The sequence below is a fragment of the Hydrogenophaga sp. genome, assembly GCF_048549895.1.
Classification (GTDB): domain Bacteria; phylum Pseudomonadota; class Gammaproteobacteria; order Burkholderiales; family Burkholderiaceae_C; genus Hydrogenophaga.
On record NZ_JBLYYB010000183.1, the window covers coordinates 1 to 11,722 of the forward strand.

Annotated in this window: 18 protein-coding genes; 4 read left to right on the forward strand and 14 right to left on the reverse strand. The window is 60.5% G+C overall.

Features of this window, described 5'->3' with window-relative positions; translation table 11 throughout:
• From ACN4F8_RS17395 to merT, 6 genes are all read right to left on the reverse strand, one after another.
• A partial coding sequence (locus ACN4F8_RS17395; protein ID WP_419474719.1) for a putative sulfate/molybdate transporter occupies positions 1-342 on the reverse strand: 342 nt, incomplete at its 3' end.
• A gap of 87 nt (positions 343-429) precedes the next feature.
• Positions 430-591, reverse strand: coding sequence for a hypothetical protein (locus ACN4F8_RS17400; RefSeq protein ID WP_419474720.1), 162 nt, complete (start codon positions 589-591; stop codon positions 430-432).
• A 38-nt stretch (positions 592-629) separates the two neighbouring features.
• Complete coding sequence (locus ACN4F8_RS17405) at positions 630-914, reverse strand: CopK family periplasmic copper-binding protein (RefSeq protein ID WP_419474721.1); 285 nt, start codon at positions 912-914, stop codon at positions 630-632.
• Between the two features lie 127 nt (positions 915-1,041).
• Positions 1,042-1,266 (reverse strand): GDCCVxC domain-containing (seleno)protein, encoded by a 225-nt coding sequence (locus ACN4F8_RS17410; RefSeq protein ID WP_419474722.1) that lies wholly within the window; start codon positions 1,264-1,266, stop codon positions 1,042-1,044.
• Positions 1,263-1,559 (reverse strand): mercury resistance system periplasmic binding protein MerP, encoded by a 297-nt coding sequence (gene merP / locus ACN4F8_RS17415; protein WP_291123395.1) that lies wholly within the window; start codon positions 1,557-1,559, stop codon positions 1,263-1,265. Before merP ends, ACN4F8_RS17410 begins: the two co-directional genes overlap by 4 nt.
• Positions 1,559-1,948 (reverse strand): mercuric ion transporter MerT, encoded by a 390-nt coding sequence (gene merT / locus ACN4F8_RS17420; RefSeq protein WP_419474723.1) that lies wholly within the window; start codon positions 1,946-1,948, stop codon positions 1,559-1,561. The genes merP and merT overlap by 1 nt, the downstream gene beginning before the upstream one ends.
• A gap of 42 nt (positions 1,949-1,990) precedes the next feature.
• On the opposite strand from merT, the gene merR reads away from it, so the two are divergent.
• Positions 1,991-2,425 (forward strand): Hg(II)-responsive transcriptional regulator, encoded by a 435-nt coding sequence (gene merR, locus ACN4F8_RS17425; RefSeq protein WP_419474724.1) that lies wholly within the window; start codon positions 1,991-1,993, stop codon positions 2,423-2,425.
• A 54-nt stretch (positions 2,426-2,479) separates the two neighbouring features.
• On the opposite strand, the gene ACN4F8_RS17430 is transcribed toward merR, so the two are convergent.
• The 5 genes from ACN4F8_RS17430 to ACN4F8_RS17450 all read right to left on the reverse strand — a co-directional run bounded on the left by ACN4F8_RS17430 (position 2,480) and on the right by ACN4F8_RS17450 (position 6,540).
• The gene (locus ACN4F8_RS17430) at positions 2,480-2,890 is read right to left on the reverse strand and encodes a DUF305 domain-containing protein (RefSeq protein ID WP_419474725.1); all 411 of its coding nucleotides are present in this window, start codon (positions 2,888-2,890) and stop codon (positions 2,480-2,482) included.
• Positions 2,891-3,108: 218 nt separating this feature from the next.
• Entirely contained in the window at positions 3,109-3,471 is a 363-nt protein-coding gene (locus ACN4F8_RS17435; RefSeq protein ID WP_419474726.1) for a copper-binding protein, read from the reverse strand.
• Between the two features lie 60 nt (positions 3,472-3,531).
• Positions 3,532-4,023: a cupredoxin domain-containing protein gene (locus ACN4F8_RS17440; protein ID WP_419474727.1), complete on the reverse strand. Its 492-nt coding sequence runs from the start codon at positions 4,021-4,023 to the stop codon at positions 3,532-3,534.
• Positions 4,024-4,086: 63 nt separating this feature from the next.
• On the reverse strand, positions 4,087-5,475 hold the full coding sequence (locus ACN4F8_RS17445; RefSeq protein WP_419474728.1) for a multicopper oxidase family protein: 1,389 nt from the start codon (positions 5,473-5,475) through the stop codon (positions 4,087-4,089).
• A gap of 30 nt (positions 5,476-5,505) precedes the next feature.
• Positions 5,506-6,540, reverse strand: a complete 1,035-nt coding sequence (locus tag ACN4F8_RS17450) for a hypothetical protein (protein WP_419474729.1) — start codon at positions 6,538-6,540, stop codon at positions 5,506-5,508.
• Positions 6,541-6,753: 213 nt separating this feature from the next.
• Between ACN4F8_RS17450 and ACN4F8_RS17455 the strand changes: the two genes are divergently transcribed.
• Both ACN4F8_RS17455 and ACN4F8_RS17460 read left to right on the forward strand, forming a co-directional pair.
• A complete protein-coding gene (locus ACN4F8_RS17455; RefSeq protein ID WP_419474730.1) occupies positions 6,754-7,437 on the forward strand; it encodes a heavy metal response regulator transcription factor in 684 nt (227 codons plus the stop codon).
• Positions 7,437-8,825: a heavy metal sensor histidine kinase gene (locus tag ACN4F8_RS17460; protein ID WP_419474731.1), complete on the forward strand. Its 1,389-nt coding sequence runs from the start codon at positions 7,437-7,439 to the stop codon at positions 8,823-8,825. The genes ACN4F8_RS17455 and ACN4F8_RS17460 overlap by 1 nt, the downstream gene beginning before the upstream one ends.
• 59 nt (positions 8,826-8,884) lie before the next feature.
• Here ACN4F8_RS17460 and ACN4F8_RS17465 read toward each other — a convergent pair whose 3' ends face one another.
• From ACN4F8_RS17465 to ACN4F8_RS17475, 3 genes are all read right to left on the reverse strand, one after another.
• Positions 8,885-9,460, reverse strand: a complete 576-nt coding sequence (locus tag ACN4F8_RS17465) for a class I SAM-dependent methyltransferase (RefSeq protein ID WP_419474732.1) — start codon at positions 9,458-9,460, stop codon at positions 8,885-8,887.
• A gap of 196 nt (positions 9,461-9,656) precedes the next feature.
• Positions 9,657-10,322 (reverse strand): transmembrane anchor protein, encoded by a 666-nt coding sequence (locus ACN4F8_RS17470; protein ID WP_419474733.1) that lies wholly within the window; start codon positions 10,320-10,322, stop codon positions 9,657-9,659.
• Positions 10,323-10,342: 20 nt separating this feature from the next.
• The gene (locus ACN4F8_RS17475) at positions 10,343-11,035 is read right to left on the reverse strand and encodes a HupE/UreJ family protein (RefSeq protein WP_419474735.1); all 693 of its coding nucleotides are present in this window, start codon (positions 11,033-11,035) and stop codon (positions 10,343-10,345) included.
• Positions 11,036-11,178: 143 nt separating this feature from the next.
• Between ACN4F8_RS17475 and ACN4F8_RS17480 the strand changes: the two genes are divergently transcribed.
• Positions 11,179-11,373, forward strand: a complete 195-nt coding sequence (locus ACN4F8_RS17480; RefSeq protein WP_419474734.1) for a hypothetical protein — start codon at positions 11,179-11,181, stop codon at positions 11,371-11,373.
• Positions 11,374-11,722 lie beyond the last annotated feature (349 nt).

The following is an 11,722-nucleotide window of genomic DNA, read 5'->3' on the forward strand; positions in this document are numbered from 1 at the left end:
GGCGATGAGCCAGAACACACCGGTGATCAGCGCGGCCAGCGCGAGCACGGCGGGCATGTTCTGCCCGGCCACCGCCGCGCTGGCCAATGCGGCGGCACCCACGGCTTTCATGGGCTGCACCGGGAAGGGAATGCCCAGGCGCCAGCCGACCGCGATGAGGCAGAGGCCAAAGGCCAGCAAGATGGATGTGGGGTGCACACCGGCCAGCACGATGAAGCCGACCAGAAAGGGCAGCAGGGTGCCCAGGTCGCCCAGCGCGCCGCCGAGGTCGCCGCGCCAGGTGGCGGGGGACAGGGCGGGTTGTTGGGAGCGGGTGTCTTGCAGATCGTGGGTGGAGGTCACCCAGCGATTTTGCGGTACGGCCGGTGGAATCTTCTCAGCGCCCGCCCAGGCCTTCCTGCTCCATCAGCAGGTAGGTGTTGTAAGCGTTCATGCGGTCGGTGTGGCCCCGATGGGCAGCGAATGTGAAAGCCCCAGCCTCACCGATTTTTCGCTGAACGCTTGATCCTTGCCACGGCGGCAAGGATCAAGCGTGGTGCTGATGCCGAGAAGCTGTTCCTGGACGCGCAAGCCCATCACCAGCCACGTCAAGACACCACCTTGTTTCTGCCTCCGTCAGGCTTCAGGCTTCAGTTGCCGTGGCCTTTTTTCAACAGGGAGCTCAATTGCGCGACTTCGTTGCCCATCGTCGTGATGCTTTTTCCATTAGCAGTCTGGACAACTTCACCCTTGCTGAGGTGAACCACACTTCCGAGCTTGCTTTCTTTCGCCATCAACCCGTCCTTGAAGACATAGAGCGTTTCACCGCTTTGCAGTGCGATGACCTGCTTGGCCTCGGACCTGGCTGCGTCCATCGAAAATGCTGGGGCCAGTGCGGCCATTGAGAGGACGAGGATGCTGAGCTTGCGAATCATGGAAATCTCCTTTGAGAACAAATCACATTGTTCGACTGAATCAATGCGGTACGAGGTACAAGTTCAATGTAGTGAGATGCCCATGACTGGCAGCTTGCGAGTGCATTACATCTTGATCAGCGCAAAGTCAGCAGGCCCCGCTGCAACCCGATTGGCCTCCCTCTTGAAACGGCGGGCACGGCACCGTTCCGTAAGAGCAGAACACGCAGCAGTCACCCGTCTTTGGCCGAAGGACCGCGTGGCATTCTTCGCACTCATAAAACCATTGGCAAGCATCGGTGGGCATGAGTTCAGCTCTGGCATGCCCACACTGAGGACAGGTCAACACCGACGTTAGCAGCACCTCGGTCAAGGCCTGACTCCCGTGACGGTTGACGGGAAGCCGGCGTCCTTGGTCGCCCGGATCAGAGCGTCCAATGAAACCTGGGTATCGTCGTAAACCACCGTGGTCTCCCGCCTGCCCAGGTTGGACTTCACGTCGACCACGCCACCCAGTTTCGTCAACGCCTTCTTGACCGTGATCGGGCAGGTGGCGCAGGACATGCCGGGGACGGAGAGCGTGGCGGTTTGCTGCGCTGCCCATGCAAGCGGACTCAGCACAAATCCGACAGCGATCAAGATGTGTTTCACAGCCAGGCCTTTCATCAATAGAACCAGTGGGCGATCAGCGGGAATGCCATCGCGGTGGCGAGCAGCAGCACCACGACACCGAACAGCAGTTTGTAGGTGCGGTTGACGCGGGGAATCGCACACACCTGACCTGGTTCGCAGGCAGGCGCTGGCCTCCAGATGCTTATTGCAGCAAAGAACAGCGCCGCCAGCGATGCACCCATGAACAGCGGTTGATAGGGCTCCAAGGCCGTGAGATGGCTGATCCAGGCACCCGAGATGCCCACCATGATCAGCACCAATGGGCCCAGGCAGCAGGCCGATGCAAAGAGGGCCGCCAGACCACCGGCCAGCAGGGCTTTGCCGCCGTGCTCGGTAGCGGGACCGGAGGAGGGTGTGTTCGGGGTGGTGGTGTGAGTTGGCATGCGATAACCTTAACGCCGTACCCAAGTACGGAGTCAAGCGACATGAGCGATACCCACACACCTTCCGAGCCCACCATGACGATTGGCGGATTGGCCAAGGCAGCCGACGTCAATGTGGAGACCATCCGCTTCTACCAGCGAAAGGGATTGATGCCTGAGCCGCTGCGCCCATCCGGCGGGATTCGGCGCTACGCGGAAGCGGACCGATCTCGACTGCATTTCATCAAGTCGGCGCAGCGCCTGGGATTCAGCTTGGACGAGATAGCCGAGCTGCTGCAACTCGACGATGGCGCCAGTTGTGTCCAGGCCCGAACCAAAGCACAGGCAAAGCTTGCGGATGTGAAGAGCAGGCTGGAGGACCTGCGCCGGATGGAAGGAGTGCTTGAGGGATTGATTAGCCTGTGTGGCGCATCCAGGGGCAAGGTGCGATGCCCGCTGATTGCAGCCTTGAAGCACGACGCTTCGTTGAGTGCCTGAACCGGCGCCTGTGCGTGAGCCAGCAGCACCGTCGCTGTGCCCTCGCCATACAGATCACTTCTGCTTGGCAAGCCACTTGTCGAACTGAGCGATCTCTTTCTTCTGCGCCACGATGATCTGCTTCGCCATGGCCTTCATCTCGGGTGACTTGCCGTTTTTGAGTTGCATCTCGGCCATGTTCAAAGCCTGCTGGTGATGAATCTTCATCATCATTGCGAAGTCTTTATCGGTGTCTCCTGACATCGGCATTTTCTGCATTTCCCCCATGCCCATCATCATGGAACCTTTCATGTCGTGCGCACCCGTGGCACCTTTGTGCATGTCAGCCATGGGCATCGTCGCCGGGCCAGTGGCCGCTGTTGACTGTGCCTGCGCCGATACGCCCATGAGTGCGATCAACGAAGCAGTGCACAGCACTTTGAAGGGTACGGTGGAGAAGCGTTTTGCCAAGGATTGTGTGTTCATTTCGAGGTCCTAAAAGTACCCGACATTGGGTCATTAATCATCGACAAAACTGGTCAGGTTGGCTGTGCGTCAGCGTACGTGGACGGCTTCTTTATTGCGACGTCATGCAATAGCGCGTTGAAGCAAACAGGGTGGGCGACGTACAGGCGAAAAAAAAGGATCGGTCAAAGCAACCGATCCCTTCACCACAACCGACCCAGAAGATCAGCAGGGACAAATTACTTCGCAGCTTTGATGTCGGTGACAACCATCTTGCCCGCGTCCTGAATGACGATGAACTGGATCTTCTCGCCCACCTGGACCTTGTCCAGCATGGCTTTGTCCTTGACGTTGAACACCATGGACATGGGAGGCATGTCCATGTGCTTGATCTCGCCATGCTTGATCGTGACCTTGCCGTTCTCCTTGTCGATCTTGCGAATTTCGCCGTCGGTCATGCCGGGTGTGGCCGCCATGCCCATCTTGCCTTGATCCATTCCCATCTTTCCATGGTCCATGGTCACTTGAGCCAGCGCGGGGCCAGCGAATGCAAAGGAAAGTGCGACCGCTGATGCGGCCAGACTCAGGCTGAGTTTTTTCATGTGGTGTTCCTTCAATCAGGTGTTGCGGTGGGTTGTTGAGGTAGGTGGCTGCTGGCGGGCTTATTTGGTGGTCACTTTGATCTGACCTTTCATGCCGGCGTCGTAGTGCCCGGGGTGAAGGCAAGCGAAATCAACGACGCCTCCTTTGGTGAAACGCCAGATGACCTCACCCTTTTGCCCTGGCTTCAAGGAAATCTTGTTGGCCTCATCGTGTTCCATGCCTGGAAACTTTTTCATCACTTCGTAATGCTCCTTCAATTCCTTCTCCGTGCCCAAGCTGAACTCGTGCGGCACCTTGCCGGAATTCGTGACGACGAAGCGGACGGTTTCGCCCTTCTTGACGTCCACCAGTGCTGGCGTGAACCGCATGCTGTCGGCAGCGTCGACCTGAATGGTGCGGGAAGCTTTACTGGCGACGCCGGGCTCACCGATGGGCGATTCGTTGTGGCCGCCGCCGTGCGTGCCCGCCGCTGTGGCGGCGGACGCCGCCAGAAGGGCGGCAACAAACAAAAGGCTGGAGCGCTTGGAAAGTGGGACTTGGGTGAAGATCATTTGAACTCTCTGGGTTGGTGGGTTACGAAAGCAAGTGGGAGAAATGTGTGAAGATGGATCTGCTCAGTGCTGCATGCCTTTGCCCATGGGCTTGACCGCGGTGCCCATTGCCGGCGTTGTGTCCGTACTGACTTTAGGTCTGACAGCGGGCAACGGTGCGCCTGTCCATTCGTGCGCGACGGTGCCTTCGGGGAACTTGTACGGTCCCGGGTCCTTGTAGTCGCCCGGTTTCTGGTCCTTGCGCACCTTGAACACCGTGAACATGCCACCCATCTCCAGCGGGCCGAATTGACCCGTGCCGGTCATCATGGGTGCGGTGTTGTCGGGGATCGGCATCTGCATCTCGCCCATGTCGGCCATGCCGCGCTCACCCATCAGCATGTAGTCGGGCACCACTTTTTGGATCTTGTTGACCAGGCCGCGGTGGTCCACGCCGATCATGGTGGGCACGTCGTGGCCCATGGCGTTCATGGTGTGGTGGCTCTTGTGGCAGTGCATGGCCCAGTCGCCTTCCTCGTCAGCGATCAGTTCGATCTGGCGCATCTGTCCCACGGCCACGTCGGTGGTCACCTCATACCAGCGCGTGCTCGGTGGCGTTGGACCGCCGTCAGTGCCGGTCACCAGAAACTCGTGCCCATGCAGGTGAATCGGGTGGTTGGTCATGGTGAGGTTGCCCACGCGAATCCGGACGCGGTCATTCAACCGCACGTTGAGCGTGTCGATCGCGGGGAACACCCGGCTGTTCCAGCACCAGATGTTGAAGTCGGTCATGGTGGATGTCTTGGGCGTCTTGCTGCCGGGCTCCACATCAAAGGCATTGAGCAGGAAGCAGAAGTCTCGGTCCACCTCGCTGATGTGGGGATGCTTGCCCTTGGGGTGGGTGACCCACATGCCCATCATGCCCATGGCCATCTGGACCATTTCGTCCGCGTGGGGGTGGTACATGAAGGTGCCGGGGCGGCGCGCTTCGAATTCATAAACAAAGGTCTTGCCCACGGGGATGGCGGGCTGGTTGAGACCTCCCACACCATCCATGCCGCTGGGCAGGCGCTGGCCATGCCAGTGGATGGTGGTGTGCTCGGGCAGCTTGTTGGTTACAAAGATCCGAACGCGATCACCCTCGACCACTTCGATCGTCGGGCCAGGGCTCTGACCGTTGTAACCCCACATGTTGACCTTGAAGCCTGGCGAGACTTCGCGCACCACAGGCTCCGCCACCAGGTGGAACTCCTTGACGCCGTTGTTCATCTTCCAGGGCAGGGTCCAGCCGTTGAGTGTGACCACCGGGTTGTAGGGCCGGCCGGTGGTGGGCACCAAGGGGGGCGCTGTGTCCACAGACGTTTGGTAGACAGGCTCAGGCAGGGCGGCCATGGCAGAGCGTGCAACGGCCAGGCCAGCCACCGAAGCGGCGGCACCTGCGAAAAACTGGCGACGTGAATTGAGGAGACTCATGTTGGTTTTCTTTCTGTGTGTTCGATGCGATCAGTGGCCCGCGGCGGCAGCGGGCTCACCGCCGCCTCCACCCAGGGAGACAAAACTGTCCGGAGCCCCGCCTTGCATGACCCACTGCAGATCGGTCTCGGCGATCCAGAAGTCGCGCTGCGCTTCGATGGCACTGGCCACGGCTTGTGACTGGCTGGAAACCTCACCCAACAAGTCCCAGACGCTCTTGAGCATGCCGTTGTAGTGAAGAACGGTTTCTTCAGTGATGAACTCGCGAACCTTCAGAACTTCCTCGCGCGCACTCACGGCCAGGGCGTGGCTGGAGAGGTAGGCCTGGCGAGCCAAGCGGGCGTTGGCGCCGTTGCGCATACCCTCGGCGCGCGGCAGTTGAGATGCGATGGCTGCGGCTCGTGTATCCAGAACCTGTGGTGATAAGGCTTGGACCGGTACATCGGGCAGACGGTCAGGCAGCGCAACAGCGCTGTGCATGCCGGTGAGGCCCAAGGTTCTGATGAGTGAGGCCTCCGCCTGCGTGGCGGCGTTCTGTGCGCGTCGCACGTTCATCTTGGCGGACGACTGGGCCAGCTGAACCTGGGCCTGCTGGAGCTTGCTCCAGTTGCCCACGCTCACCATGCGGCGACCCAGCTCGTTGCCGGCTTCAGCCGCATCCAGCGCATCGCGGTGCTGCTTGAGCACCTGGCGGGCGGCGACCGCTTGAAGCCACGCCTTGCGACCTTGAGCAGCGACTTCAAGTAGCTCATCCATGTCGTCCACCTTGCGCTGATGGATGGGATCAAGCTCGGCCCACTGGCCTTTGGCGATCAAATCCACGTTGGCCGCACCGATCCGGTTCATGGGTTTGACCAGATCCAGATGTGCACGCCAAGCCTGGCGCACCGCGTCTTCCGCCGTCATGAGGCTCAAACTGGCAGCCGTCTCCTGTCTTGGCGTAGCGGCGACGTTCTCTTTTTCCCATTTGAGAATGTCGGCGTGGCCACGTTTGTACTGGCCCACGGCATCGTTGGCTTCGCGCCAGTTTTTCTCGGGGGGCGCCGGTGCGATCTGGGCAGACACCACCAAAGGAAGCGCCAGCACACCTAATACGAGGGTCCGCAGTGTTGGAGAGGGGGGAAGTCGATGTATCACTGATTTGCTCCTGTTCAACTGTTTCAAGCTGAGGGCAGTGTGCAAAAGGCCACCCGTCACGAACCTGTCGGTTTCATTACAAAGTTGTCAGGTTCGGTTGCAAAGGGCCGCTGGCAGTGAAAATCGCACCGAGGAGTGAATGTGAAAATTTTGATTGTTGAAGACGAGCGCAAGACGGGCGAGTACCTGTGCATGGGCCTGCGTGAGGCGGGCTACGCGGTTGAGTTGCTAAACAACGGCGTGGACGGGCTGCACCAGGCGCTGGAGGGCGACCACGACCTCGTCATCCTGGACGTCATGCTGCCCGGCATGGACGGCTGGCAGGTACTCAGAGGTCTGCGCGCCCAGGGCCGGGAGATGCCGGTGTTGTTCCTGACCGCCAAGGACCATGTGGACGACCGCGTCAAAGGTTTGGAACTCGGTGCGGACGACTATTTGGTCAAACCGTTTTCGTTCTCCGAGCTGTTGGCCAGAGTGCGCACCATCCTGCGCCGGGGGCGCTCGGGGATGGAGCCCACCACCTTGCAGGTCGCGGATCTGGAGCTGGACTTGCTGCGCCGCCGGGTCACCCGCGCGGGCAAACGCATCGACCTGACCGCCAAGGAGTTCGGATTGCTGGAATTGCTGATGCGCCGCAAGGGAGAGGTGTTGCCCCGCTCGCTGATCGCCTCTCAGGTGTGGGACGTCAATTTCGACAGCGACACCAACGTCATCGAGGTGGCCATGCGACGGCTGCGCGTCAAGGTGGATGACGGGTTTGAATGCCGCCTGTTGCAAACCGTGCGAGGCATGGGTTATGTGCTGGAAGTGCCGGAGCAATCCTGATGATCCCGCGCTTGACCCTCACCGCACGACTTACCTTTCTGTACACCCTGGTATCGGCTGCGGTGCTGCTGGGCCTTGGTGTCTTGGTGGCGTGGTCCACCCATCTGCACTTCATCGACCTTGACCGCGACTACCTTCTGGACAAGGTGCAGCTCATTCAGAAGATTGTCGATGAAACGCCAGAACCGGCCGAGCTGTCTGCCAAGCTGGACGAATCGCTCAACAGCCATCAAGGCCTGTTCATCTCACTCACGCGCGGTGACGAGCTGCTGTTTGGCACCGGCGGCATCACGTTTCCAGCGGAACTCGCTGGGCGAAGCGCCGCAGACCAGCCCGTGGACTGGGCCGCTGGTGAAGGGCAACTGCGAGGCATAAGCACAGAGATTTCTGCTGCGAAGATGCCCGGCGGCGCGACCAGTCCAGGGCCGAGCTTGCGCCTTACACTCGCGCTGGACACGCAGCACCACACCCATTTCATGCAGATGTTGCGTCAGCAGTTGGCGATCTACGTGGTGCTGGCCACCCTGCTCAGCGGTTTGCTGGGGTGGTGGGCAGCCCGCAGCGGTCTGGCCCCGCTGAGGACCATGAAGGAGCGCGCACTCAGGGTCACGGCCCACAGGCTCGACCAGCGCATGCCGATCGACGCCGTGCCCGTGGAGATGGCCGAGCTGGCCAACAGCCTCAACACCATGCTGGAGCGGCTGCAGCAGGATTTTGCGAAGCTCATGGAATTCTCAAGCGACATCGCGCATGAGCTGCGCACCCCCATCAGCAACCTGCTGACACAGACCCAGGTGTCGCTGTCGCAGCACCGTGATCCAGACACGTATCGCGACATCCTGGCCTCCAACGCCGAGGAGTTCCAGCGCCTGGCGCGCATGGTGTCCGACATGCTCTTTCTGGCGAAGACCGACCACGGCATCCAACTTCCGAATCGCGAAGATGTCGCGCTGCAAGACGAGGTGAGAAGTCTTCTGGATTTCTACGATGCGGTGGCTGAAGACAAAGAGCTTCGTCTTCGGGTGGTGGGGGCGGGCACCGTGGTGGGTGATCGCCTGATGATTCGGCGGGCCATCAGCAACTTGGTTTCCAACGCACTGCGGCACGCGCACCCTCGCACCGACGTTGAGCTGACCGTCGAGCGTCAGGGGGATGGCACCGACCTGTGTGTCACGAACACCGGCGATCCGGTTGATGCTGTCGACCTGCCGCGCCTGTTTGACCGGTTCTATCGTGTGGACAAGGCCCGCGCGCACCCGTCGTCCGATGGTGCGGGGTTGGGCTTGGCCATCACCAAAGCCATCATGCTCGCTCATGGCGGCAGCGTTGCTGTCACATCGGTGGCAGGGAGAACGCAGTTTTGTTTGCACTTCGTGTCTCAGCCGTGAGCCTCATGGCTGCATCGCTGTAGCACTTCGGGGTAGGTTTTCCCGGGCCAGTTCTCAACTCAAGTGTTCAGCGCGATTCGATACACCGAGGCGGGTGGCAAGTTGAGAAGCGAGCTTCCGATGCGTTCTGCCCTCAGGTTCATTCGACTCAGTATCTCGGGTGCAATCGGGCATCGGGTCATGTAGGTGAACTGGTACAGCGCTGCCCCAGCTCGCAAGCTTTGCATGCAGGCGCCTACCACGTTCCACTGTGCCCGCACACCCATGGTCAGCAGTGGCAAGCCGGAAATCACGGCCTGCGCCTGCATCGACCGCCATGGGTCGTGCCACCGCCGCATGCGTGTCACATCCAAGTCGAGCAGGCGAGCCTCGGGAAAGCGCTGGCGCAGCAGCGCCGTGAAGTCCGGGCTGTTCTCCACCAGCGTGAGATCACACTGGGGTACTCCCTTGGCAAGGATGTACCGTGTAAAGGCTCCGGTTCCTGGGCCCAGTTCGATCACGGGCCCTGCGCCAGGCAAGATATCGCGCGTGATGAGTCGCGCCAATGCGTTGCTGGAGGGCGCGACTGCGCCGGTCCTCATGGGACGTTTCAGCCAGCTCTTGAGGAAGACACTTTGGTCGGTGGACAAAGACACGAATGAATCCTTCCTGGGGACATCAATCACCCTCACTCCCCCTGCATTGCTTGGTGCAGCGGGTGAGTGCCGGCATTCTGCTGAGCCACTTGCAGGGAGTCTTGAACAAGGGCGCCATTTCGCGAAGGTTCGCGAGGTTCTGCCAGTGGCCCGCTTGCAAGGGAACTGGCCTGGCGGCGCAGCCCCTCGCATCAGGTCACTGAACCTGTTTGATGTCGGTGTATTGGCCGCGTGTTCGGAGCACGACCTTCACATCCGATGAACCCCGGTTGCGCCAGTACCAGCCATGGTTGCCGGTGAACGCTGCCACCAGAGCACCATCGTCGGCTGGCACGCTGCGGCCTTTTTCGTAGCTGATGGAGCGCCCGCCACCGTCTCCGTGGGTGTCGTAGTTGACCGAACCACCATTGACGATCCACTGGAATTCGGCCTTTTCCCCCTCTGCCATGCGCAATTTGATTTCTTTGCCTTCGCCCGGGGTCAGGGTGAACGTCAATTCGTCGCGCCAGTTCGACTGGGCTGCAGGCGTTACCGCAGTCTTCGGAATCACATCGGGTGCACTGGGCGTTGCGGAGACTGCAGCACCGGCGTTCGCCGGGACGGCTGCAACCGTTGAGGCAGGACTGCCAGCGGGCGCGGCACTTGCATCCGCAGCGGCGTCTGCTGCCAGCTGTTGCTTGATTTCACCCATCTCGGTCATGCGCAGCACGCGGCCCACACCGGTGGGGTCCACGCCGTACTCAGCCGGCAGCACGATCGCCACCAGAATCGCGATGGCAGAGATGGCGGCCAGAAGCGTGGAGCGCAGCAGCTTTGAGGACGAAGGCAGTTCGGCGCGCGAAGGCGTTTCAGCGTTGTACATGGTTGGTATTCCTTGGGTGTTCACGATACGAAGTAACCGGTGAGCTGCATGCCCACCAGAATGAAGCCCGCGCTCATCATGGCGACGTTGGCTGTGTAGGCGTTGCGGGCAAAACTGGGCGTACGGCGCCAGTAGCTCATGCCGATCAGGATGACGGTGAGCGCCAGCAGTTGACCGATTTCCACGCCCACGTTGAAGGCGAGCAGGTTGGGCACCAGGCCGTCGGGCGAGATCTCGTACTCAATGATCTTGGTGGCCAGCCCGAAACCGTGAAACAGGCCAAACACCAGCGTTGCGACCTTGGTGTTGGGCTGGAACCCGAGCCAACGCTGGAAGGCGCCGATGTTGTCCAGCGCCTTGTAGACCACCGACAAACCGATGATTGCGTCGATCAGGTAGCTGTTGATCCCGACGTTGAAATACACGCCCAGGATCATGGTGGTGGAGTGACCCAGCGCGAAGAGGCTCACATAGAGGCCGATGTGCGAGAGCCGGTACAGGAAAAAGATCACCCCGAACAGGAACAGCAGGTGGTCGTAGCCGGTCATCATGTGCTTGGCCCCCAGGTACATGAAGGGCAGCAGGTTGACGCCAGAAATTTCCTGGATGTAGCCCTTGTCGCCAGCGGTCACCGCATGGGCCCAGACATCGGAGGTCCCGAGGAGCAAACAGAGGAGGAAGATTGAAGGAAGCAAGAGACGTGACTGCCACATCGCCCATGGCGGACGTGGCAACCTGTCTTGAAGAAGGCTGTGCATGAAGACTCCAATGGTCTGAAAGGAATAGGAGCACTGCGAAGGGCAGCGCGAGAGCAAGAGTGGCCTCAGGCCATCGGAGGACGGTCCAGCCGGGACGCTTGCACCATTTCAACCCACAGTCGAACGTGCCCGCACAAGGCTGGCGCCTGGGTGGCCGCAGCCTGCCAACCCGCGGGCAAAGCATGGGCCTTGTCGTGCGAGTGGTCTACCGCGTGGTGCGCATGGTCGCCGCCCAAAAGGCCATCCACTGCTGCAACTTCTTCGTCCTGGTCGCCATGCGAATGCCCGTGTGACTCGTCAGCAGGCTGTGATGCTGAAGGGTGTCCCGCTGAAATGGCTGCCAGTCCATGGGAGCTTGTCAGACCGATTGAGGAGATGATCGTGCCGACCACGATGACGATCAGCACTATCCACCCCATGCCTCGCATCGCCCGAGAGGGCAACAGAGATGACGGAGTGCGACAGGTCATGGAATCGAGTGGGGGTGTATTCAAGATCGGTGAATTATAGTAACCCCCCGAGGGGATACGACCAACCTGAAACAACCGCACACACATACCTCCCACCCGGCCATCATCAAGCGCCTGCGCAGGGCCAATGGACACCTGAGCAGCACGATAGACATGCTGGAGCAGGGGCGCA